Raw genomic sequence first — 22,452 nt, 5'->3', positions numbered from 1 at the left:
CCGAGGAGCCGAGATTTTCCTGGGGCCACCCGCCTCATTTGCATGGACCCATGACTCTGACTTCGCAGCCGATGATTCTGAGTGGGCGCGGTGTGACCGCGGTGCTCGGGCCGACCAATACCGGCAAGACCCATTATGCCATCGAGCGCATGGTCGCGCACGGGACGGGCGTGATCGGCCTGCCGCTCCGGCTGCTGGCGCGCGAGGTCTATACGCGGGTGGTGGAGAAGGTCGGCGTACGGAATGTGGCGCTGGTCACCGGCGAGGAAAAGATTTCGCCGCCCAATGCGCGTTTTTCCGTCTGCACCGTCGAAGCGATGCCGCGCGAGACCAAGGCCGCCTTCGTCGCGATCGACGAGGTGCAGCTCGCCGGCGATCTCGAGCGTGGCCATATCTTCACCGACCGCATCCTGCATCTTCGCGGCCGCGAGGAAACGCTGTTGCTCGGCGCGGCGACAATGCGGCCGATCCTGCAGCAGCTCCTGCCCGGCATCACTATCGTCGAGCGGCCGCGGCTTTCGCATCTTTTCTATGCCGGGCAGAAGAAGATCACCCGACTGCCGCAGCGCTCGGCCATCGTCGCCTTCTCCGCCGACGAGGTCTATGCCATCGCCGAGCTCATTCGCCGGCAGCGCGGCGGCGCGGCAGTCGTGCTCGGCGCGCTCAGCCCGCGCACCCGCAATGCGCAGGTGGCGCTCTATCAGGCGGGCGACGTCGAATATCTGGTGGCGACCGATGCGATCGGCATGGGCCTCAACCTCGATGTCGATCACGTCGCCTTTGCCCAGGACCGGAAATTCGACGGTTACCAGTTCCGCAATCTCAATCCGGGCGAACTCGGCCAGGTCGCCGGGCGTGCCGGGCGGCACGTGCGAGACGGGACCTTCGGCGTCACCGGGCAGGTCTCGCCTTTTGACGACGAACTGGTGCAGCGGATCGAAGGACACGAGTTCGACAACGTCAAGGTTTTGCAGTGGCGGACGACGGAGATGGACTTCTCCTCAATCGCGTCGCTGCGCGCCAGCCTTGAGGTGGGTCCGCGCGTGCCGGGGCTGACGCGGGCGCTGCCTGCGGTCGACCAGCAGGCACTGGAGCAGCTTTCGCGTTATCCCGAGGTCATCGATCTCGCCGACAGGCCCGCGCGCGTCGAAAAACTCTGGGAGGCTTGCGCGCTTCCCGACTATCGGCGTATCACCCCAGCACAACATGCCGATCTTATCTCGACCCTCTTTTCCGATCTCGTCCGCTATGGCACGGTGAACGAGCAGTTTCTTGCGGAGCAGGTTCATCGCTCCGATCGGACAGATGGCGAAATTGACACGCTTTCGGCGCGAATCGCGCAGATAAGGACCTGGACCTACGTTTCGAATCGGCCCGGTTGGCTTGCCGATCCGACACACTGGCAGGAAAAGACGCGGGAAATCGAAGATCGATTGTCCGACGCGTTACATGAAAGGTTGACGAAACGCTTTGTTGATCGCAGGACATCTGTGCTCATGAAGCGCCTGAGAGAGAATGCGATGCTGGAAGCTGAAATCAGTGTGAATGGCGATGTCTTCGTTGAAGGACATCATGTAGGGCAGTTGAGCGGATTCCGTTTCACGCCGGTGGCGGGAACGGACGGACCGGATGCCAAGGCGGTTCAGGCTGCGTCGCAGAAGGCGCTCGGGCTCGAGTTCGAAGCCCGGGCGGCCCGGATGCATGCCGCCGGCAACAGCGATCTGGTGATCGGTTCGGATGGGTTAATCCGTTGGCTGGGCGACCCGGTGGCGCGGCTTTCGGGCAGCGATCACATCATGCGTCCGCGCGTGATCCTGCTGGCCGACGAGCAACTGACGGGCAACGCCCGCGATCACGTTGCCGCGCGCATCGAGCGCTTCGTCAATCATCATATCAGCACGGTGCTGAAGCCGCTCGACGACCTGTCGCGCGCCGAGGACCTGCAGGGCCTCGCCAAGGGGCTTGCCTTCCAGCTCGTCGAGAATCTTGGGGTGCTGTTCCGCCGCGACGTGACCGAGGAGGTGAAGTCGCTGGACCAGGAAGCCCGCGCCTCCATGCGCCGCTACGGCGTGCGTTTCGGCGCCTATCATATCTTCGTTCCGGCACTTCTGAAGCCGGCGCCGGCCGAACTCATCACGCTGCTCTGGGCGCTGAAGAACGACGGTTTGGACAAGCCGGGCTACGGCGATCTCATTCCCGTGCTTGCCGCCGGCCGCACCTCCGTCGTCACCGATCCGAGCTTCGAGCGGATGTTCTACAAGCTCGCCGGCTTCCGTTTCCTCGGCAAGCGTGCCGTGCGTATCGACATCCTGGAACGGCTTGCCGATATCATCCGTCCGCTGCTGCAATGGAAGCCCGGTCAGAACAACCGTCCGGAGGGCGCCTATGACGGCCGCCGCTTCACGACGACGACGGCGATGCTGTCGATCCTCGGTGCGACACTCGAGGACATGGAAGAAATCCTCAAGGGTCTCGGCTATCGCGCCGATGCCGTGAAGGCGGAAGAAGCGTCGGCACATCTTGCGACGCAGGATGCAGCCTCAGCGCCCGCCGCCAGCGCGCAAGCGCCCGCGGAAGAAACGGCCGAAACAGCCGAAAAGGCCGACCACGACGATGCCGACGGCGCGGCAGAAGAGACTGCTGCCGAGCCCGCCGCAACCGAGGCGGCTTCGGCAGTCGCGGAGGCGCCCGTGGCGGAAGGGGTCGAAATCGCCGCTCCGGCCGAACCGATCGAGACATCCGCTCCTGCGGAAGCCTCTGCTGCCGGGGAAACCTCCGCTCCTGCGGAAGCGGTATCGGCTTCCGATGAAGCAGTACCTGCATCTGGGGAAGCCGGCGAGCCGGCGGAACCGAAGCCGGTTCTTCTGTGGCGTCTTGGCGGTCGCAACGACAATCAGCGCCAGGCGCGTGGCGGGCATGGCGAACGCCGTGGCGGCCAGGGCGAGCAGCGCGGTCAAAGCCAGGAGCGCGGCGATCGCAGTCGCCGGCCGGGCGGCGGTGAAGGCGGCGAGGGCAATCGCAATGGCGACGGCCGCGACAACAATCGCCAGAACCGCGGCAAGGACGGCGCAGGTCGCGATGGCGGCCGGCCCCAGCAGGCAAGAGGCGACCGCAACAACCAACCACGGGGCGATCAGCCGCGTGGCGACCGGCAGGAGCGTGGCGATCGCAAGGATCGCGGTGAGCGTAACGATCGTAACGACCGCAACAACAATCGTAGCGGCTCGCAGCCGCTGCGCTTCGAGGCCAAGCCACCGCGCAAGGAGAAGCCGATCGATCCGGATTCGCCTTTCGCCAAGCTTGCAGCTCTCAAGGAGCAGATGAAGAAGTAATCATGAGCGGGGAGACACAGCCGACAAGCGGTTCGCGCCAGCGCATCGACAAGTGGCTGTTCTTCGCGCGCATGGTGAAATCGCGCTCGCTGGCGCAGAGCCATATCCAATCGGGCCATGTGCATATCAACGGCGAGCGCTGCAGCCATCCGAGCCAGATGGTCAAGCCGGGCGACCGTATCGAGCTGACGCTGGAGCGGCGCGATGTCGTTCTCGTCATGCGCCTTGCCGGCGAGCGGCGCGGTCCTTACGAGGAGGCGCGCCTACTCTACGACGACCAATCCCCGTCACCGGATGAGGCAAAACGTCTCACGCTCTACGAGCAGGCGATCCGGGCGACCGGCGCCGGCCGTCCGACCAAAAAGGAAAGACGTGCAATCGACAGGCTGATGTCGGACGAGGATTAGAAAACTCTGTCTGCGGCGGCGGTTTTTGCAGATCGTTTATCCTTGAAATCCGGCGCTAAAGCCGATACGTCACTGACAACCTGCCGGAAGCGTGCTTGCCTCCCAAGCCTGCTCACGCTTTTCCTCCGGCACGGGGATAGGCGCGACGTTCCAGGTTGCCCGGCCCCATCCGCATGGAAATCCTGGAGTTCTTCATGACCTATGTCGTGACCGACAATTGCATCAAGTGCAAATACACCGACTGCGTGGAAGTCTGCCCTGTCGACTGCTTTTATGAAGGCGAGAATTTCCTCGTCATCCATCCTGACGAATGCATCGATTGCGGCGTCTGCGAACCGGAATGTCCCGCCGAGGCGATCAAGCCCGATACTGAGCCGGGCCTCGACAAATGGCTGAAGATCAACACCGAATATGCCACGATCTGGCCGAATATAACGATCAAGAAGGACCCGTTGCCCGAGGCCAAGGAAATGGATGGCGAGACCGGAAAATTCGAGAAGTTTTTCTCCGACAAGCCCGGTTCCGGCGATTGAGACAGCGCCTACATTCGGTCGCCGGATTCAGGCGACCGTCGGGAAAAACGTTTTAAAAGCTGCGTGAGGCATATGGGTGACATGTGTTGCCCGCATGACTCAAGCGAAGCAAATTATTGATTTCCTCATATTTTTATGATAGGTTTCGTCTACTGTTCCATTTGTGGCATGACGCATGCCCAAAACCATCACGAAAGCAAAACAAATCCGTACACGGTTTCCGTGACATATCAACGCTTTGAGCGCCGGGTCCCAAGATCGAGCGCAAGAAGTCTTTGCTTTTGCCCGATGGGACCAGAGTGAAGTCACCCGACGGATACTACCGTCTCACCCGGGCCTGACTGACCCGGCTCCGGCCGCCGCCGGAAGCGTAACAGGGAGTTTTTGAATAGAATGACGACTCAGCAGAAAAAGCCTTCTACAGCACGTCACGGCTTCAAGACCGGTGAATCGATTGTCTACCCCGCTCATGGCGTCGGTACCATCACCGCTATCGAAGAGCAAGAAGTTGCCGGCATGAAGCTCGAACTTTTCGTTATCGATTTCGAGAAGGACAAGATGCGTCTGAAGGTTCCCGTCGCCAAGGCCATGAGCATCGGTATGCGCAAGCTTTCGGAAACGGATTTCGTCGAGCGTGCTTTGAAGGTTGTGCAGGGCAAGGCACGCGTCAAGCGTACCATGTGGTCCCGCCGTGCCCAGGAATATGATGCGAAGATCAATTCCGGCGACCTGATTTCCATCGCTGAAGTCGTGCGCGATCTCTATCGTGCCGAGAACCAGCCCGAGCAGTCCTATTCCGAGCGCCAGCTTTATGAGGCTGCCCTCGATCGCATGGCGCGCGAAATCGCCGCCGTCAACAAGATGTCGGAAACAGAAGCCGTCCGCCTCGTCGAGACCAATCTCAACAAAGGTCCGAAGCGGGGCAAGGCGATCGAAGAAGACGATTCACAGGACGAAGCCGCATAAAGCGACCCTGTTTTTCCATCAAAAAACCCGGCCTTCGCGCCGGGTTTTTTTATTGGAACTTTTTTCCGACTGCCGCGTTTAGCATACGTAATTGCGGACTGCTCGTCGGGCAATGCCTCAGCGAGCGAACTGCTATTCCGTCAATGTTCGATGAGGAGCGGATCATGCCTTTTCTATATTGCCAATCCGGCAAGGTGAAGAAACAGGTCCAGCCCAGCCGTCTTACCGGCATATGATGAGAAATAGGGCCTCCCCCTGAAAAGTCCAGGGGCGAGGCTTTTATGCATTCAGAACACCATTCAATCCGGACAGCGATGTTCCGGAAGATGAGTTTTATTGTTCATTTCAGGGCGAGAGGCCTGTTTCGGGAGATCGAAATGAAGAACATGTCTGCAGATCGGCGCATGATCAAAATCGCGATGGCCGCCCCTTATCTCGCCCGTCAGGAAGAGCACGATCTCGCCACCCGTTGGAAGGATCACGACGACCGCGGCGCGCGCAACCAGATCGCCATGGCCCATATGCGCCTCGTCATATCCATGGCCGGCAAATTCCGCAATTTCGGCCTGCCGATGAGCGATCTGGTGCAGGAGGGCTATGTTGGCCTGCTGGAAGCCGCCGCTCGCTTCGAGCCGGAGCGCGACGTGCGCTTTTCGACTTATGCAAGCTGGTGGATCAGGGCTTCGATCCAGGACTATATTCTGCGCAACTGGTCGATCGTGCGCGGCGGTACGAGTTCGGCGCAGAAGGCGCTGTTCTTCAATCTGCGCCGTCTTCGCGCCAAGCTCGCCAAGGGTGACACCCAGCTGACGCTGCAATCCATTCACCAGGAAATCGCCGCGGCCCTCGGCGTCAGCCTCTCCGATGTGCAAACGATGGATGCCAGGCTTTCCGGCAACGACGCTTCGCTGCAGGCGCCTTCGGTCTCCGGCGATGCCGAGAGTGCGGAGAAGATGGACTTCCTCGTCAGCGACGATCCCCTGCCGGACGAGCAGGTGTCCAACATGATCGACGGCGAGCGCCGCCGCGTCTGGCTAGCCTCGGCGCTGAAACATCTCAACGAACGCGAGATGAAGATCATCAGCGCCCGGCGTCTGGCGGAGGACGGTGCCACGCTTGAAGAACTTGGCGCCGATCTCGGTATTTCCAAGGAACGTGTGCGTCAGATCGAAAGCCGGGCGATGGAGAAGCTTCGCAGCGCGCTCGTCAGCGCCGATCCGCATATGGCGGCCTACGCCTGAAGCCTATCCCCTCCAGCAGCACAGACTGGCCCGGCGCAAGCCGGGCCTTTTTATTCGGCGATGATCTTGACGCGATCGCCTGTAGAAACGGCTGCACCCGTGGGCAGGGCGTTGATGAGCTTGAAGAGATCGAGCTTGCGGTCCGTGCCCATCATGCGGGCGGCGAGCGTCGAGATATTCTCACCCGGCCGGACGGTGACGACGCGAATGCGCAGCGGCTTCAGCGAGGCTGCCTCTGCCGGCGTCATGCGGCGGAAACTCGCGCGCAAGACACTGGCCGTTGGCTCAAGGGCGTCGCTGCCTTTCGGCACGGCGGTCAGGAAACGGAAGATCTGCGAATTGTTGCGGATCACGGTGACATCGAAATCCCAGCGGTCGGCGCTGGCGCGCGCGGCGGCTGCTTCCATGCCGTTGATGGTGATCGGCTGGATGGTCGACGGATCGAGGCCGGTCACCCAGCCGCTGGAGATATAGTTGGTGAGGCTCTGGTTCTGATTGTCGGCGACGCCGTCGAAGCGGACGGCGATGTCGTTCGGGCCGGTGGCCATCACCGCCTCGACCTTGTTGTCGATGTGAAAATCCGGCGGCACGTCGAAACGGATGCCGAGGCCGCCATGCAGGAAGGTCTGGCCGCGCACATAACCTTCTTCGGGGCTGTCGCCGTAGAGCAGTCCATCTATGCCGTCGAGATAATAATTACGGCCCTTGTCGCCGACCGCCCCTTCCTGGCCGAAGGCGCGGGCGTGGGTGCGGGCAAGCTCTATGCGTTGCGCCGAATTCGGATGGCTCGACAGGAAGTCGAGGCTCTGGTCGGCTTCGGGATCAACCGACATGAAGCGACTGTAAGCGGCCATCGAATCGAGGAAACGGGCAGCGGCATAGGGGTCGTAGCCCGCTTCGCCGAGCATGCGCACACCAATGACATCGGCCTGCAGCTCCTGCTGGCGGGAGAAGGCGGCGAGCCGCAGCTTGCCGCGGGCAAGCGCCTGCTTGCCGGCGATGTCGCTGGAAAGGACTTCGGCGACGACACGGCTGGCGATGACCTCAGCCTCTTCGCGCTTCTGCCGCTCGATGCCGTGGTTTGCGGTCACGTGGCCCATTTCGTGCGACAGCACGGCGGCGACTTCCGAGGCATCGTTGGCAAGGGCGAGCAGGCCGCGGGTGACGTAGAGATAACCGCCCGGCAACGCAAAGGCGTTGATCGCCGGCGAATTCAGGATGGTGATGCGGTAGGACTGGCTCGGATTTTCCGACACCGCCGTCAGGGCGCCGGCGATGCGGGCGACGAGGCGCTCGGTTTTGGCGTCCTTATATTCGCCGCCGTAGCTTGATACGATGCGCGGATGCTCACGAGCGCCCATCGCCGCGCGCGGATCGTTCTTCTGCACCTCGTCGACGATCTGCGGATTGGAAGAAGGCGAAACACTCGGCTGATAGGATTGGTCGATCAGCGTTTGGCAGCCATTCAGCGCCATTGCGACGGCCGAAAACAACATCAGGCGACGGGCGAAACGCTGCGGCGCGGAGATGGCATCACTGGAAAGCGCGGGCGATTTCCACGTCGTCAAGCTGTCCAGGCTGTTTCTCCGCATCATGTCGCTGTTTTGCCGGTTTGCCGCAGATTCGGACCGACCATGGCAAAGGGAATTCAACAGGGACGCACCCCTGATCTCGCACTGCACAATCGGCCGATACAAGTCCTTGCTGTAGCTGATTTACGCATCGGTTGCATAGCGAGACTCTGTATAAATGTGGCGCCGTTGCATTTTGGCAAGCCTCAGGCATGAGGGCCTCCCTTCGCTCGGATGAAATTATGGCGAAAGTTCCGTCACAACGCGGAGATTCGTCGACGGCGCGGAAAAAGAACGGGCCCGATTGAAGCAACCGGGCCGATAGCAACAGTCCTGCGAGAAAATTGCAACCCACGATAATTCATCGAGAAGGAATGCCTTCCGATGAAGCATTCTCTCGCCGTCGTGATTCGACTATTCCGCAGCTTCCGCCGCCGGTTGCTTCGTCGTCTCGCCGGCGCGGGACAGTTGCACAGGCTTCAGCATGATGGCGGCGGCAAGGCCGATCAGCGCAATGGCGCAGGAGGTCATGAACAGCGGCGAGAAAGCGGCGGCATAGGTCTCGGCGACGGCCTGGCGGCTCGCTTCGGGAAGGGCGGCCATCATTTTCGGCGTCAGCTGCTTGATATCGGCGACGCCGGGAATGGAGACGCCGATCTTGCCGAGCTCAGAGGCGATGATGGCGCCGTAGATGGAAATGGCGATCGAGGCGCCGCCCATGCGCGACAGCGTCACCGAGCCGGTGGCGGCGCCGACGTCGCGGACGGGTGCTGCATTCTGTACGCCGATAATGGGAACCTGCTGGGCAAGGCCGATGCCGATGCCATGCAGCATCATGATCGCGCCGATGAAGGCGATCGGCGTTCCGGCGTGGATCTGCGACATCAGCGCAAAGGCGGTGGCGCTGCAGATGAGGCTTGCGATAGCGAAGGGCTTGTAGCGCCCCGTTATCGAGATGATGCGGCCTGCGGAAAGCGACCCGCAGACGAGGCCGCCGGTCAGGAGGATGAAGAGCAGGCCGGCGGCAGACGGCGAAAGGCCGGTCGTGGTCTGCAGGAAGAGGGCGAGATAATTGACCATGCCGATGGCGATGGCGCCGCCCATGATCGAGATCACCAGGAGCAGGCTGAAGGTCGAATTGCGAAACAGCTGCAGGGGAACGATCGGTTCCGGCGCGCGACGCTCGACGAACACCCAGGTGACGGCGCAGACGACGCCGAAGGCGACGATGCCGATACTCTCAGGCGAGATCAACGCGCCGAACAATTCGCTGCTGTCGGTGGCAAGCACGATGCTTGTCGTCGTCATGGCAAGCAGGAGGGCACCGGCATAATCGATCTTGGGGCGGCGATGCGGTTTGCGGTACGGCAGCATGAAGGCAAGGCCGATGAGCACGACGAAGCCGATCGGCACGTTGACGAGGAAGATCGAGCGCCAGCCGAAGAGATCGCTCATCGTGCCGCCGAGCACGGGGCCGATTGCGCCCGATGCCATCAGCACGAGGCTGGAATAGCTTTGGTAGCGAGCCCGTTCGCGCGGCTCGAACAGGTCGGCGTTGACGGCGAAGATCGACACCATGATGCCGCCGCCGCCAAGGCCTTGCAGCACGCGGGCGGCGATCAGCGTGTCCATCGAGACCGCCAGGCCGCAGACTGTCGATCCGACGGTGAAGATCATGATCGCCGTCATCATCACGTATTTGCGGCCGAACAGATCGCCAAGCTTGCCATAGACCGGCATGACGGCGCTCAGCGACAGGAGATAGGCCGAGCCGATCCAGCCGAAGCGCTCGAGATGGCCGAATTCGCCGACGATCGTCGGCAGAGCCGTGGAGACGATCTGATTATCGAGCGTCGCCATGAACATGGCCGTCATCAGGAAGAAGAAGAGAATAAGCCGTCGGCGAGGATCCGTCACGAGCGGCGCAGGCGCGAGTTGCATGTCCATGGAAGGCATCGTTCCGGGTTGATGTGCTTTTATGTGCTAACAGCATATAGTTGTCAATGGCACATTAATGACATCGGCATATTCAATTTTTGAATCGGCTCTGTTATAGTCCTGTGATGAGCGAAATCCTGACCAAGACCCTTTCTGCGGAGCCGGCCGAGCCGGATCGTGAAAATGTGCCGCGTATCGGCCGGAGCATGGCGCGCATGCGGCTGATGACCGGGCGGCGGCTGATCGGCCGGCTGGCGATCCAGAGTGCTGCACCGGGCCTTGAGCTTTCGCATCTCGACGTGCTCGATGCCGTGCGCAAGGCGCAGCCTGCCGGCGAGGTCACCGTCGGCATGATCGCGGAGATGCTGCGCATCGATCCGTCACGGGCAAGCCGGGTGGTGGCCGACATGGTTGGGCGCAATGTGCTGCGCCGCGAGGCCTCGCAGGCCGATGCGCGGCGGATCGTCGTCGTCATGACCGAGGTCGGCCAGGACCTGCTTGCCGAGATCGTCGCGCAGAAACTTGCGATCATTTCCGAGATCGTTTCCGACTGGCCGCAGGAAGATGTCGAGCGCTTCGCAGCGCTTTTCGAGCGCTTCATCGGCGGTTACGAGGCGGTCTTCCTGTCGCGCGACAAGGATACGCCGGGCTGAGGCAGACGCCGTCGTTCGCCGGCCCTTCCCCTCGACCCCTCGTTTGCGCTATGGGCAATGCCCATGAGCCAATCCACCTTCACCATTCTCCTTGGCGGCGAACTCAGCCTGACGGAACGCCTGCGCCATGCCATCGAAGACAGCCGCTTCATTGCGGCCGATGGCGGCATGCGGCATGCGGCAGCCCTCGGTATTACGCCGGAGCTCTGGGTCGGTGATTTCGATTCGACGCCGGCCGATCTCGCCGATGCATTTCCTAATGTGCCGAAACAGCCTTATCCGGCAGCGAAGGCGGCGACGGACGGTGAAATCGCAGTGGCGGAAGCCATCGCGCGCGGCGCTCGGCGGCTGATCCTCGCCGGTGCGCTCGGTGGTGAACGTTCCGACCACGCGCTTCAGCATCTGCTGTCGGCCGTCAGCCTGGCGGAAGAGGGTTTCGACCTGCTGCTGACCTCGGGCAAGGAAGAGGCAGTGCCGCTGGTTGCCGATACGATCGAACTGGACCTTCCCAAAGGCAGCCTGTTTTCCGTGCCCGGATTCAGCGAGTTGAGGGGGCTTTCCATCGAGAATGCGCGTTATCCGCTGGTGGATTTCCATCTGCCTTTCGGCTCGTCACGCACGATTTCCAATGTTGCGGAAGGCAAGGTTCGCTTTTCGCTCCGCAGCGGCCGGGCGATCGTGCTCGCCCGGCCCTATGATCTTTCCGGAGTCTGATTTTTGGCCCCTCCCATTCTGAAACTCGACGATATCTTCCTGAGCTTCGGCGGTGCACCGCTTCTGGCGGGTGCTGGCCTGCAGATCGAGCCCGGTGACAAGATCTGTCTCGTCGGCCGTAACGGCTCGGGAAAATCGACGCTGCTGAAGATTGCCGCCGGCCTGGTCGAGGCGCAGTCCGGCGAGGTCTTCCGCCATCCGTCCTCGACGGTGCGTTATCTCGAACAAGCGCCGGATTTTGCCGGCTTCAATACGGTGCAGGCCTATGCCGAGGCCGGCCTCGGGCCGGGCGATGACCCCTATCGTGTCACCTATCTGCTGTCGCATCTCGGGCTGAGCGGCGACGAAGACCCCAGAATGCTGTCCGGTGGCGAATCGCGGCGCGCAGCCCTTGCCCGGGTTATGGCACCGGAGCCGGACATTCTCCTGCTCGACGAGCCGACCAACCATCTCGACCTGCCGACCATCGAATGGCTGGAAGGCGAGCTGCAAAAGACCCGCAGCGCCTTGGTGCTGATCTCGCACGACCGGCGTTTCCTCGAAAAGGTCTCAACGGCAACCGTCTGGCTCGACCGCGGCACCTCGCGCCGGCTCGACCGCGGCTTTGCACATTTCGAAGCATGGCGCGACCAGGTGCTGGAGGCCGAGGAGCTGGAGCAGCACAAGCTCGGCAAGTCGATCGAGCGCGAGGAGCACTGGCTGCGCTATGGCGTCACGGCGCGGCGCAAGCGCAACATGCGCCGTCTCGGCGAGCTGCAGACGATGCGCTCGAACTATCGCGGCCACAAGGGGCCGCAGGGCACGGTGCAGGCGACGGTTTCGGACGCGCAGGAATCCGGCAAGCTGGTGATCGAAGCCGACAAGATCACCAAGAGCTTCGGCGAGCGGGCAATCGTCACGTCGTTTTCGATCCGCGTGCATCGCGGCGACTGCATTGGTCTCGTCGGGCCGAACGGCGCCGGCAAGACGACGCTGCTGAAGATGCTGACCGGGCAGCTTTCGCCGGATAGCGGCATCGTCAAGCTCGGCACCAATCTGGAGATCGCGACGCTCGACCAGAAACGCGAGGATCTCGACCCCGAGGATACGCTTGCCAACTATCTGACGGATGGGCGCGGCGAAAACCTGCTCGTCAACGGCGAGCAGCGCCATGTCACCGGCTACATGAAGGAATTTTTGTTCCAGCCGGAACAGGCGCGTACGCCGATCAGAAACCTCTCCGGCGGCGAACGCGCCCGGCTGATGCTGGCGCGCATCCTTTCGCGCCCGACAAACCTTTTGATCCTCGACGAACCGACCAACGATCTCGATATCGAAACGCTCGATCTCCTGCAGGAGATTGTCGCCGGCTTTCCCGGCACTGTCATTCTCGTCAGCCACGACCGCGATTTCCTCGACCGCACCGTGACCTCGACGATTGCACCCGCCGTGCCGGATGCGCCGGATGGTCGCTGGATCGAATATGCCGGCGGCTATTCGGATATGCTTTTACAGCGCAAGGGCGCGCTCGATGAGCGTAAGAGAGCCGAGAAGGCGGCGGAGAAGCCGAAGACGCAGGAGGCAGCGCCTTCCGCCGGGAGCTCGAAGGCCAAGCTGTCCTTCAAGCAGAAATTCGCGTTGGAAAACCTGCCGAAGGAGATGGCGAAGGCCGAAGCCGAAATCGCCAAGCGCGAACAGGTGATGGCAGATCCTAATCTTTTCACGCGCGATCCCGCAGCCTTCAATCGCCTTGCCCGCGAGATGGAAAAACTGCGCGCCAGCCTGACAAAGATGGAAGAGGAGTGGCTGGAGCTCGAAATGCTGCGGGAAGAATTGGAAGGCTGAACCTGCTCTCGCGGCTCACTTTTCCTTGATTCGTCGGTGTGTCGTCCTGCGGCATAAGGTGCCGTCCGGCAGCCGGGGATATTGCCGATCGTAATGGCGACAAGGAAAAGTCATATGTCTCGCAAGCCCCATTCCCGTTTTCTCACAGCACTTGCGGCCGGCGGCCTCGTCGCGCTTGCCCTGTCGCAAGCCGCACAGGGGCAAGACGCCCAGCGCATTCGCGTTCGCGGCGCAATCGAAAGCCTCGGCGGCGATACGCTCGTCGTCAAGACGCGCGAGGGCAGCGATGCGACGGTCGCGCTGAAAGCCGGCTGGAAGGTCGGCGGCATCAGACAAGCTTCGGTCGAGGATATCAAGCCCGGCGATTTCGTCGGTGTCGCCTCGCTTCCGAAGGGCCCTGGCCCTGATGGAGCAATCGAGGTGCTGATCTTTCCGGCGTCGATGAAGGGAACGGGCGAGGGCAACCGTCCCTGGGATGCGCAGCCGAACAGCCAGATGACCAACGCGACTGTCAGCCATGCCGTGAAATCTGTCGACGGTCACATAATCACGCTGACCTATCAGGGTAGGGAAAAGACTATCTCGATTGCCGATGGGACACCGATCGTGACGTTGGCGCCTGCGTCCAAGGATGATCTGAAGCCTGGCGCCGGCGTTGTCGTCACTGGCGAGAAGGCGGCGGACGGCAGCATCTCCGCCAGCCGGATCGCCGTCGGCCTCAACGGCGTCATGCCGCCGATGTGACGGATGCGCAGCGCATCTTTGTTTTACGCATCGCCGTTAGACCGAATCGCTAGATTCCCTGGTGCCGCACGTCTTTTCAGACGGGCAAAGGGCGCTGCAGCGCCGGTAGCAGCGGCGTTTTACAGCGCCGGCGCGGGGACGGCGGCTGTGCCGGCACTGGCGCTGGCGCCGGCTTGGACGACAGGCGGCGATTCCTCGGATTTTGACGGCAGCGCCTGCAGATGCAGCACGCGCGGCTTCAGTGCCTCGAGATAAGCCTCGGAGCGGCCGATATAGATCATGCTGCTTTCAGGCATGGAGGTGAGCAGTTTGGCCATTGTTTCCTGCCATTCCGGCTCCATGCCTTCCAGGACTTCCTCGAAGATGATCCAGCGGGGGCGCACGAGCAGCAGGCGCGCAAAGCCAATCGCCTTCTGTTCGTCGCTGTCGAGCAGCTTGTCCCAGCGGGCACGGGTATCGAGCCTTGCGACCAGCGAATGCAGGCCGGCCTTTTCGAGGGCCGCCTCGATGGCCGCGTTCTCGTATTTCTCCGGGCTTTCGGGAAAGGCCAACGCCTCGCGCAGCGAACCGCCGGGAACGTAGGCAACCTGCGGAACGAACACCATATCGTCGATCGGCGGCAGGCCCATCGTGCCGCTGCCGCACGGCCAGAGGCCGGCCATGGCCTGGAACAGCAGCTTGCGGTTGACGCTGTGATCGCCGTTGATCATGATCTTGTCGCCGGCCTTGATCACGACATCGGTTTCAAGCAGGCGGAAACCGCCGCATTCATCGATGTCTTCGCCGATCTTCGCGACGATCACCACATCCTTCAGCGTCAGCGTGCCGGGCGCGGCATTTTCATAGGCAATGCTGTTCTTCAGGTTGAAGTCCTCTTCCATCTCGACCAGCGCCTGGCGGAAATCGGTGACGCGCATCAGCGTGGCACGCCATTCGGCGATCGGGCCGAAATTGGCAACGTACCAGCGCAGCGCCGTGTTGACCTGATTGAAGGCGCCGACGGACATCATCAGCTGGCCGAGGGTGAGGCCGCCGGAGAAATAGGCGGGGGCGGCAACGATGATCGGGATGACGATCACCAGCCAGCCGTAGCCGGCCGAAACCCAGGTAAGATTGGTATTGGCCATGGCGAGCCGCTTGACGACCCTCAGCACCGAGCTGATATCGGTGTTGATGCGCCGGCGCTCGTTTTCCTCGCCGCGGGCAACGGTGATTGCCGGCATGTTTTCGTTGGCGTGCATCAGCGTGAAGCGAAGCTCGGCCTCTTTCGAAAAACGATCGGCATTGAGCTTCACCAGCTTGCGGCCGACGACCTGGCTGAGCACCGAGGCGGAAGCGGCATAGAAAATCGCCGCCCAGACCATGTAGCCCGGAATGGAGAAGCTGTGGCCGCTGATGCGGAAGATGAAGCCGCTCGAAAGCTCCCAGAGCACGCCGATGAAGCTCACCAGGAGAATGGTCGACTGCAGCAGGCCGAGAACCAGCCCTGTCGTGCTTTCGGCGAGGTTGCGGGAATCCTCATGCAGACGCTGGTCCGGATTGACGCCGATCAGGCCGCTGGAAGCGAGCCGCAGCGCCCGCTTGCGCTTCAGCCACTGGTCGACGAGATCGCGCGACAAGCCTTCGCGCATATAGAGCGCCGTCATCTGGTTCAGCCAGGCCTGCAGCACGTTGAGCAGCAGCAGTGTGCCGGCGATCATCGCGAAGATTTCGAGCTGGTGGAAGAATTCGCCGAGGTCGCGGCGCTCCAGCGAATCATAGAAGGGAGCATTCCACTCGTTCAAAATCACCTGGCCATAGGATGTCGCCAGTATGACGAGGATCAGCACCGTCGCCAGAAACAGCACCTTGCCACGCACTTCCGAATTCCAGAATGCTGAGAACATGACGCCGAGGCGATATGTCAGGCTGAGATCATACCCTACCCTATCCTGCCTTCGGATGCCCGGCCCCCTCTCGATTTTATCTGCCATTACGCTTTTCCACACCGCCCATGCTCCCATTAATAACATGGTGGCGTTACCGGTCTATCAACAGATTCTATCAGTCATTAAAGTGTGATGATGCTTGCATGAGTCTCTCCTGCATGCATTCGCCAGTTGATTCGCAATTCGACTGGGTCTAATTAAGGCCTCCGTGGTGATTTGGCCGGCCGGCTTGCAGCCACGTTAAAAAAGTCGCTAAAGGGCCGCGTGCGGACCGGTAGCGATTTTTGTCGCCGCCGGTTTTTGTTTTTGATCGAGTGACCGCAATGCCTATCAAGATCCCCGATACGCTGCCCGCCTTCGAAACCCTGGTTCAGGAGGGCGTGCGGGTGATGACCGAGACGTTGGCGATCCGTCAGGATATTCGGCCGTTGCAGATCGGACTGCTCAACCTCATGCCGAACAAGATCAAGACCGAGCTGCAGATGGCCCGCCTGGTCGGCGCCTCGCCGCTGCAGGTGGAGCTGTCGCTCATCCGCATCGGCGGCCACAAGGCGAAGAATACGTCCGAGGACCATCTGCTTGCCTTCTACCAGACCTGGGAGGAGGTAAAGCACCGCAAGTTCGACGGCTTCATCATCACCGGGGCGCCGATCGAGCTTTTGCCGTATGAGGACGTCACCTATTGGGCGGAGATGCAGGAGATTCTCGACTGGACGGAAACGAATGTCCATTCGACGATGAACGTCTGCTGGGGCGCGATGGCGGCGATCTATCATTTTCACGGCGTTCCGAAATACGAGCTGAAAGAGAAGGCCTTCGGCGTCTACCGCCATCGGAACCTGAAACCTTCCTCGATCTATCTCAACGGCTTTTCCGACAATTTCGAAGTGCCGGTGTCGCGCTGGACCGAAGTGCGCCGCGCCGATATCGAAAAATCCGAAAGTCTGGAGATCCTGATGGAATCAGCCGAGATGGGCGTGTGCCTCGTGCACGAGAAGCGGGGCCGGCGGCTCTACATGTTCAACCATGTCGAATATGATTCCACCTCGCTTTCCGACGAATATTTCCGCGACGTCAACGCCGGCGTGCCGATCAAGATGCCACACAATTACTTCCCCCATAACGATCCGGCGCTTGCGCCGCAGAACCGCTGGCGCAGCCATGCGCATCTCCTGTTCGGCAACTGGATCAACGAAATCTATCAGACGACGCCCTTTGATGTGGAAGAGATCGGCACGGATCTCTGACCGTTGCCGATCGCGCCGCGAGCCGATGCCACTGCCTCGATGCTGCGGCTTTTCTTTCCGATCCATCGGTTGCGGATCGAAGCAAATGCGGGCAGGTTCCTGTCCTGAAGCCTACAGAACCGCGCGTCTTCGTTGGACGTGCAATGCACATGTTGAATCGCTGCAAATTCCTCAAATCGGTTCCGAATTGAGGAATTTGCAGCAGAGATAGAATGGACGGTCGATCATGTCGGATAAGTTGGAGCGGGACGTTTTCGGGCGAACGAAGGCGGGCGAGACCGTCTATCGGGTCGAGATCAAAGGCGGCGGGCTGACGGCCAAGATTATCAGCTGGGGTGCGGTCATCCAGGATCTGCGCCTCGAGGGACATGACGCGCCGCTGCAGCTCGGCTTCGACGATTTCGACAGCTACCCGCTCTATTCGTCCTACTTCGGCGCAACGCCAGGCCGCTGCGCCAACCGCGTCGGCGGCGGCAGGTTCACGCTTGACGGCAAGGACTATCACCTCGAGCCGAATGAAAACGGCGTCACGCATCTGCATGGCGGCAGCGACAATATCGCCAAACGCAACTGGACGATCGTCGAGCATGACGTCGACCGCGTGGTGCTGAAGATCGTCGATCCGGATGGCCGCGCCGGCTATCCCGGCAATTGCACCATCCAGGCGACTTTCTGGGTGCATGGCAACGGTGAACTGTCGATCATCTACGAATCGACCAGCGACCAGCCGACGCTCGCCAATGTCTGCCAGCACGCCTATTTCAACCTCGACGGCCGCGAAGATGCGCTTGGCCATGACATCATGATAGCCGCCGATCATTATCTGCCGACCGATGAAAAGCAGGTGCCGACCGGTGAGATCCGTCCCGTCGAGGGCACGGAATTCGATTTCCGCGAGATGGCGCCGATGAAGCGTTTCGTCGGCAGTGAACAAGCGTTTTACGACCATAATTTCTGCCTGTCGGGCGAGCGTACCGCCAAGCGGAGCGTCGCGCTTGCCCGCAGCCTTTATTCCGGTGTGTCGCTGGAAGTGCGCAGCACGGAGCCAGGCGTGCAGTTCTATGCCGGCTTCAAGCTCGATGTCGCGGCTCCCGGCATCGGCGGGCGCAAATACGGCCCGTTCGCCGGCTTCTGCCTGGAGACGCAGGTCTGGCCGGATGCCATCAATCACCAAGGTTTTCCGAATGCAGTGCTGCGCCCCGGCGAAGTGCTGCGCCAGGAGACGGATTATATCTTCACCAAGAACTGAGCATCCTCCAGCGCCGCGCGTTTCTAAACGCGCGGCGCTGCGGACGCACGACTGTCAAATTTGAGCGCTATGAAGCCCTTGCTGGTCCGCCGGCGAGGGGTTTTTCGTTGCATGTTCGATTCTACCTTGCCGATTGGTTCTATATAGGTTCTATTGTGTGCCCATGGATAGAACCAGTCTGATAGCGGAACTGAACAGCCGCGGCCTGCGTGACGAGGCGCTGACCGGGCCGCTCTACAAGCGGCTGTCGCAGACACTGACCGGCCTCATTCAGGAAGGGCTGCTGAAGCCCGGCACCGCACTCCCGGGCGAGCGCGACCTTGCCGAGGCTCTGAAGCTCGGCCGTGTCACCGTGCGCACCGCCTATCGCGACCTAATGGCATCCGGCGCACTGGAATCGCGCCACGGAAGCGGTACTTTCGTGTCGAGCAGGGTGGAGCGCATGGAACAGTCGCTGTGGCGGCTTTCCTCCTTTTCCGCCGACATGCGCTCGCGCGGGCGTCTGCCGGCCGCGCGGATACTGTCGCGGGCGGTCAATACGCCGTCGCCGGAGGAATCCTTCCTGCTCGGCCTCGGCGGCGATGAGCCGGTGCTGAGGCTCGACCGCTTGCGCCTTGCCGACGGACTGCCGCTGGCGATCGAACGCGCCGTGGTGCCGATCAAGTTCCTGGGGCACGATGCCGGCGGCGAGGGATCGCTCTACGATGCGCTGACGGCCAGCGGCCACAGGCCCGTGCGCGCGCTGCAGCGGCTGACCGCGGTCACGCTCGACCCGTCCTCCGCCGCGATCCTGAACGTCAAATCAGGCGCGCCGGCGCTTCTGATCGAACGTGTCTCGCGCCTGGAAGACCAGCGCGTCGTCGAATACACCCGCTCGCATTATCGCGGCGACGCCTATGATTTCGTTGCCGAATTGAGAATCGGAGATGACCTATGAATGACAACCAGTCACTGATGCTGCAGGAAGCCGGTCAATCGCCGGAGGTGGTGGCCACGCTGCTCGAAAAGGAAAAACCGGTCTTTGCCGAGATCGCCCGGCTGTTTTCGTCCGCCCGCCCGAGCGTGGTGACGACGGCGGCGCGCGGTTCCTCGGACCATGCCGCCACCTTCTTCAAATACCTCTTCGAGATCACCTGCGGCGTTCCGGTCGCCTCGGTCGGTCCGTCGATTGCTTCCGTTTATGGTGCGGCGCTGCACCTGAAGGGCGGCGTGCATTTCACCGTGTCACAGTCGGGTGCGAGCCCCGACATCGTCGCGCTGCAGGATGCGGCGAAGAAGGGTGGAGCGACGACGATCGCCGTCGTCAACGTCACCGACAGCCCGCTTGCGAAGCAGGCCGATATCGTTCTCGGCCTCAATGCCGGCGCGGAAAAGAGTGTCGCGGCGACAAAATCCTTCATCGCCTCGGTCGCCGCCCTTTCCGGGGTGACGGCTGCGATCGGCGGTGCGTCCGATCTGCAGGCCGCGCTCGGCAAGCTGCCGGAGGCACTGTCGGCGACCGCGGGGATCGACACGGCGGCAGCCGAAGAGGTGCTCTTTAACGCGACCTCGCTTTATACGGCCGGCCGCGGCCCGGCTTTCGCGATCGCGCTCGAAGCGGCGCTGAAGGCCAAGGAAACCTCCGGCCTGCATGCCGAAGCCTTTTCGCTGGCGGAACTGATGCATGGCCCGATGCGCCTGGTGCAGCCGGGCTTCCCGATCATCGCCTTTGCGCCCGACGATGCGGCCTTCGCCAACAATGTGCAGGCGCTGGAACGCCTGCAGAAACTCGGCGCGACCACCGTCGGCTTCTCGACGCAGCCGCTTTCCGGCGTCCATCTGCGCGTACCGACGACGGGCAACGGCCTCGTCGATCCGCTGGTGTCGCTGCTCGTCTATTACCGGCTGATCGAGTCGGTGACGCGCCGCAAAGGCTTCGATCCCGACAAGCCGGCAAACCTGCTCAAGGTGACGGAGACGGTCTGATGGTCCGCAAGATCTTCCTCGGTGCCCGCATCTTCGACGGCGAGCGCTTCCATGACGACAAAGCCCTCATCGTTGCCGGCGGCCGCGTCGAAGCGATCGTTGCAAGAAATGATCTGCCGGACGGCGAGGTGGTGGCGCTTGCCGGCGGTGTTCTGTCGGCCGGCTTCATCGATGCGCAGGTCAATGGCGGCGCCGGGCGGATGCTGAACGACGAGCCTTCCGTTGCCTCGATGGACATTATCGCCGGCGGGCACCGGCCCTATGGCACGACGTCGCTGCTGCCGACGCTGATCACCGATACATCAGAGGCCTCCATTGCCGCCATCGAGGCGGCCAAAGAGGCAGTGAAAATGAACCGCGGCGTCGCCGGCCTGCATCTGGAAGGCCCGCATCTGGCGCCCGCAAGGAAGGGCGCGCATCTGGCGGAACTGATGCGGCCGGTGGAGGACCGCGATGTCAAGGCCTTCATCCGGGCGCGCGAGGCGATCGGCACGCTGCTCGTCACCATGGCCGCCGAGCAGGTGACGGTTGCCCAGGTGCGTGAGCTTGCGGAGGCCGGCGTCACCGTCAGCATCGGCCATTCCGATTGTTCGAGCGAGGCGGCGGAGGAACGTTTCGATGCCGGCGCACGGGGCGTCACGCATCTCTTCAACGCCATGAGCCAATTGGGACACCGTGCGCCTGGCCTCGTCGGCGCGGCGATCGATCATCCCTCGATCTGGTGCGGCATCATCGCCGACGGCCATCATGTCGATCCGAAGGCCCTGCGCACGGCGCTTCGCGCCAAACGCGGCGAAGGCAAGCTGTTTTTCGTCACCGACGCGATGTCGCTCGTCGGATCGGAGAAGGATTCGTTCACGCTGAACGGACGCACCGTCCGGCGCGAAAGGGGCGGTTTCTGCTCGAAGCTAGTGCTTTCCGGCGGCACGTTGGCCGGTTCCGACGTCGACATGATCTCGACGATCCGTTACGGCGTCACCTATCTGGACCTGACGCTCGCCGAGGCCTTGCGTATGGCGACCCTTTATCCCGCGCGGTTCCTCAGGCTTGCCGATCGCGGCCATCTCTCGCCGGGCGCGCGTGCCGATCTCGTGCATCTCACCGATGCGCTTGCCGTCACCGCCACCTGGCTCAGCGGCGAAGCGGCCTGAACGCTAAAGGCGCGTCGCGATCTGTCAGATTTGCTGTTCGCGCTTTAGATCTTTGTTTTACGCATGTCGTTATCGCAAAACCGCGGCACACTTTTGCGCGACATGCTCTAGGAGAAGTGGGATGACCGACATTACCGATGCCTATTTCTCCAATCTGATCGGCCGGCTGGAGGAACTGAAGCAGACGCTCGCCGAGCCGATGGCGCAGGCAGCAGCCGTCATCCTCGATGCTGCCCGCGGCGACAAGCGTGTCTATGTCTTCGGCACCGGCCATTCGCATATGCTGGCGGAAGAGGTGCACTATCGTGCCGGCGGGCTCGCCTTCACCGTGCCGGTACTCGTCGGCTCGGCCATGTTGCATGAGGGTGCAGTCATCAGTTCGGTCTATGAGCGCACGCAGGGCCTAGTGCGGCCGATGCTGGAGCGTTACGGCATGCAGCCGGGCGATGTCATCATCATCGCCTCCAATTCGGGCGTGAACGCCGCACCGATCGAGGCCGCCGACTATGCGCGCGAAATCGGCGCAAAGGTGATTGCCATCACTTCGATCGCCTATTCCTCAGCGATTGCCAATGGCCGCCGGCGGCTCGCCGACGTGGCCGATGTGGTGCTCGACAACGGGCTGCCACCGGGTGACGCCGTTGTCGATCTCGAAGGCACGGGGCTTCGGGTCGGGCCAGTCTCGACGGCGGTCGGGGTGACGGTCATCAATGCGATCTTCGCAGAGGTCGCTTCGGAGCTTTCGAAATCCGGCGATGCGCCGATTTATCTCAGCGCCAACATGCCGGGTGCCGCCGAGATCAACCAGAAGCTCGTCAAGAAATACCGGCCGCGCAACCCGCATCTCTAGGGCAATTCCAGCAAAAGTGCGTAGCGGTTTTGCGTCCGGAATTGCGTGAAAACAAAGAGATAGAGCATGATGCCGAAAAGTGTGTGCGGTTTTCGCGCGACATCATGCCCCGATTATTTAATTGAGACGGCGGAAAAAA

At 61.9% G+C, this 22,452-nt stretch carries 18 protein-coding genes and 1 riboswitch; of the genes, 15 read left to right on the top strand and 3 right to left on the bottom strand.

The window, feature by feature from the left end:
• The first annotated feature begins 50 nt into the window (after positions 1-50).
• From N2A41_RS21665 to N2A41_RS21645, 5 genes are all read left to right on the top strand, one after another.
• Positions 51-3,332, top strand: coding sequence for a helicase-related protein (locus tag N2A41_RS21665; protein ID WP_260109688.1), 3,282 nt, complete (start codon positions 51-53; stop codon positions 3,330-3,332).
• 2 nt (positions 3,333-3,334) lie between these two features.
• Positions 3,335-3,739 (top strand): RNA-binding S4 domain-containing protein, encoded by a 405-nt coding sequence (locus N2A41_RS21660; RefSeq protein WP_260109687.1) that lies wholly within the window; start codon positions 3,335-3,337, stop codon positions 3,737-3,739.
• Positions 3,740-3,933: 194 nt separating this feature from the next.
• The gene (fdxA, locus tag N2A41_RS21655) at positions 3,934-4,272 is read left to right on the top strand and encodes a ferredoxin FdxA (protein ID WP_260109686.1); all 339 of its coding nucleotides are present in this window, start codon (positions 3,934-3,936) and stop codon (positions 4,270-4,272) included.
• Positions 4,273-4,665: 393 nt separating this feature from the next.
• Positions 4,666-5,238, top strand: coding sequence for a CarD family transcriptional regulator (locus N2A41_RS21650; protein WP_003543775.1), 573 nt, complete (start codon positions 4,666-4,668; stop codon positions 5,236-5,238).
• 377 nt (positions 5,239-5,615) lie between these two features.
• Positions 5,616-6,479 (top strand): RNA polymerase factor sigma-32, encoded by an 864-nt coding sequence (locus N2A41_RS21645; RefSeq protein ID WP_012759432.1) that lies wholly within the window; start codon positions 5,616-5,618, stop codon positions 6,477-6,479.
• A gap of 50 nt (positions 6,480-6,529) precedes the next feature.
• Here N2A41_RS21645 and N2A41_RS21640 read toward each other — a convergent pair whose 3' ends face one another.
• Both N2A41_RS21640 and N2A41_RS21635 read right to left on the bottom strand, forming a co-directional pair.
• Positions 6,530-8,074, bottom strand: coding sequence for a M48 family metalloprotease (locus N2A41_RS21640; protein ID WP_260109685.1), 1,545 nt, complete (start codon positions 8,072-8,074; stop codon positions 6,530-6,532).
• Positions 8,075-8,464: 390 nt separating this feature from the next.
• Positions 8,465-9,997, bottom strand: a complete 1,533-nt coding sequence (locus tag N2A41_RS21635) for an MDR family MFS transporter (protein ID WP_260109684.1) — start codon at positions 9,995-9,997, stop codon at positions 8,465-8,467.
• Positions 9,998-10,113: 116 nt separating this feature from the next.
• Here N2A41_RS21635 and N2A41_RS21630 point away from each other — a divergent pair, with 116 nt between their 5' ends.
• From N2A41_RS21630 to N2A41_RS21615, 4 genes are all read left to right on the top strand, one after another.
• A complete protein-coding gene (locus N2A41_RS21630) occupies positions 10,114-10,641 on the top strand; it encodes a MarR family winged helix-turn-helix transcriptional regulator (RefSeq protein WP_026154349.1) in 528 nt (175 codons plus the stop codon).
• A 57-nt stretch (positions 10,642-10,698) separates the two neighbouring features.
• The gene (locus N2A41_RS21625) at positions 10,699-11,355 is read left to right on the top strand and encodes a thiamine diphosphokinase (protein ID WP_260109683.1); all 657 of its coding nucleotides are present in this window, start codon (positions 10,699-10,701) and stop codon (positions 11,353-11,355) included.
• Positions 11,356-11,358: 3 nt separating this feature from the next.
• Complete coding sequence (locus N2A41_RS21620; RefSeq protein WP_260109682.1) at positions 11,359-13,179, top strand: ABC-F family ATP-binding cassette domain-containing protein; 1,821 nt, start codon at positions 11,359-11,361, stop codon at positions 13,177-13,179.
• A gap of 114 nt (positions 13,180-13,293) precedes the next feature.
• Positions 13,294-13,923 carry a hypothetical protein gene (locus N2A41_RS21615; protein WP_260109681.1) on the top strand — a complete coding sequence of 210 codons (630 nt, stop codon included), beginning with the start codon at positions 13,294-13,296 and terminating at the stop codon, positions 13,921-13,923.
• Between the two features lie 119 nt (positions 13,924-14,042).
• Here the strand turns inward: N2A41_RS21615 and N2A41_RS21610 are convergent, their stop codons facing one another.
• Positions 14,043-15,935, bottom strand: coding sequence for an ABC transporter ATP-binding protein/permease (locus tag N2A41_RS21610; RefSeq protein ID WP_260109680.1), 1,893 nt, complete (start codon positions 15,933-15,935; stop codon positions 14,043-14,045).
• Between the two features lie 114 nt (positions 15,936-16,049).
• A riboswitch (SAM riboswitch) is annotated at positions 16,050-16,127 on the top strand.
• Between the two features lie 47 nt (positions 16,128-16,174).
• Here N2A41_RS21610 and metA point away from each other — a divergent pair.
• The 6 genes from metA to N2A41_RS21580 all read left to right on the top strand — a co-directional run bounded on the left by metA (position 16,175) and on the right by N2A41_RS21580 (position 22,313).
• Entirely contained in the window at positions 16,175-17,098 is a 924-nt protein-coding gene (gene metA / locus N2A41_RS21605; protein WP_162115046.1) for a homoserine O-acetyltransferase MetA, read from the top strand.
• Between the two features lie 226 nt (positions 17,099-17,324).
• Positions 17,325-18,347: an aldose epimerase family protein gene (locus N2A41_RS21600; protein ID WP_170262919.1), complete on the top strand. Its 1,023-nt coding sequence runs from the start codon at positions 17,325-17,327 to the stop codon at positions 18,345-18,347.
• A 163-nt stretch (positions 18,348-18,510) separates the two neighbouring features.
• On the top strand, positions 18,511-19,284 hold the full coding sequence (locus tag N2A41_RS21595; protein WP_170262918.1) for a GntR family transcriptional regulator: 774 nt from the start codon (positions 18,511-18,513) through the stop codon (positions 19,282-19,284).
• Entirely contained in the window at positions 19,281-20,312 is a 1,032-nt protein-coding gene (locus N2A41_RS21590) for an SIS domain-containing protein (protein ID WP_260109679.1), read from the top strand. The genes N2A41_RS21595 and N2A41_RS21590 overlap by 4 nt, the downstream gene beginning before the upstream one ends.
• The gene (gene nagA / locus N2A41_RS21585) at positions 20,312-21,463 is read left to right on the top strand and encodes an N-acetylglucosamine-6-phosphate deacetylase (protein ID WP_260109678.1); all 1,152 of its coding nucleotides are present in this window, start codon (positions 20,312-20,314) and stop codon (positions 21,461-21,463) included. The genes N2A41_RS21590 and nagA overlap by 1 nt, the downstream gene beginning before the upstream one ends.
• Positions 21,464-21,584: 121 nt before the next feature.
• A complete protein-coding gene (locus tag N2A41_RS21580) occupies positions 21,585-22,313 on the top strand; it encodes an SIS domain-containing protein (protein ID WP_003543744.1) in 729 nt (242 codons plus the stop codon).
• Positions 22,314-22,452 lie beyond the last annotated feature (139 nt).

Origin of the sequence: Rhizobium sp. SRDI969, assembly GCF_025152725.1 — a bacterium.
Classification (GTDB): domain Bacteria; phylum Pseudomonadota; class Alphaproteobacteria; order Rhizobiales; family Rhizobiaceae; genus Rhizobium; species Rhizobium leguminosarum_I.
Note: the sequence above shows the minus strand (reverse complement) of the source record. Positions and strands in the feature narration are given on the sequence as shown.

Bases quoted from the DNA above. Each gene is read 5' to 3' on its own strand.
- N2A41_RS21665 (WP_260109688.1), top strand. From the start codon at position 51: ATGACTCTGACTTCGCAGCCGATGATTCTGAGTGGGCGCGGTGTGACC.
- N2A41_RS21660 (WP_260109687.1), top strand. From the start codon at position 3,335: ATGAGCGGGGAGACACAGCCGACAAGCGGTTCGCGCCAGCGCATCGAC.
- fdxA (WP_260109686.1), top strand. From the start codon at position 3,934: ATGACCTATGTCGTGACCGACAATTGCATCAAGTGCAAATACACCGAC.
- N2A41_RS21650 (WP_003543775.1), top strand. From the start codon at position 4,666: ATGACGACTCAGCAGAAAAAGCCTTCTACAGCACGTCACGGCTTCAAG.
- N2A41_RS21645 (WP_012759432.1), top strand. From the start codon at position 5,616: ATGAAGAACATGTCTGCAGATCGGCGCATGATCAAAATCGCGATGGCC.
- N2A41_RS21640 (WP_260109685.1), bottom strand. From the start codon at position 8,074: ATGATGCGGAGAAACAGCCTGGACAGCTTGACGACGTGGAAATCGCCC.
- N2A41_RS21635 (WP_260109684.1), bottom strand. From the start codon at position 9,997: ATGGACATGCAACTCGCGCCTGCGCCGCTCGTGACGGATCCTCGCCGA.
- N2A41_RS21630 (WP_026154349.1), top strand. From the start codon at position 10,114: ATGAGCGAAATCCTGACCAAGACCCTTTCTGCGGAGCCGGCCGAGCCG.
- N2A41_RS21625 (WP_260109683.1), top strand. From the start codon at position 10,699: ATGCCCATGAGCCAATCCACCTTCACCATTCTCCTTGGCGGCGAACTC.
- N2A41_RS21615 (WP_260109681.1), top strand. From the start codon at position 13,294: ATGTCTCGCAAGCCCCATTCCCGTTTTCTCACAGCACTTGCGGCCGGC.
- N2A41_RS21610 (WP_260109680.1), bottom strand. From the start codon at position 15,935: ATGTTATTAATGGGAGCATGGGCGGTGTGGAAAAGCGTAATGGCAGAT.
- metA (WP_162115046.1), top strand. From the start codon at position 16,175: ATGCCTATCAAGATCCCCGATACGCTGCCCGCCTTCGAAACCCTGGTT.
- N2A41_RS21600 (WP_170262919.1), top strand. From the start codon at position 17,325: ATGTCGGATAAGTTGGAGCGGGACGTTTTCGGGCGAACGAAGGCGGGC.
- N2A41_RS21595 (WP_170262918.1), top strand. From the start codon at position 18,511: ATGGATAGAACCAGTCTGATAGCGGAACTGAACAGCCGCGGCCTGCGT.
- N2A41_RS21590 (WP_260109679.1), top strand. From the start codon at position 19,281: ATGAATGACAACCAGTCACTGATGCTGCAGGAAGCCGGTCAATCGCCG.
- nagA (WP_260109678.1), top strand. From the start codon at position 20,312: ATGGTCCGCAAGATCTTCCTCGGTGCCCGCATCTTCGACGGCGAGCGC.
- N2A41_RS21580 (WP_003543744.1), top strand. From the start codon at position 21,585: ATGACCGACATTACCGATGCCTATTTCTCCAATCTGATCGGCCGGCTG.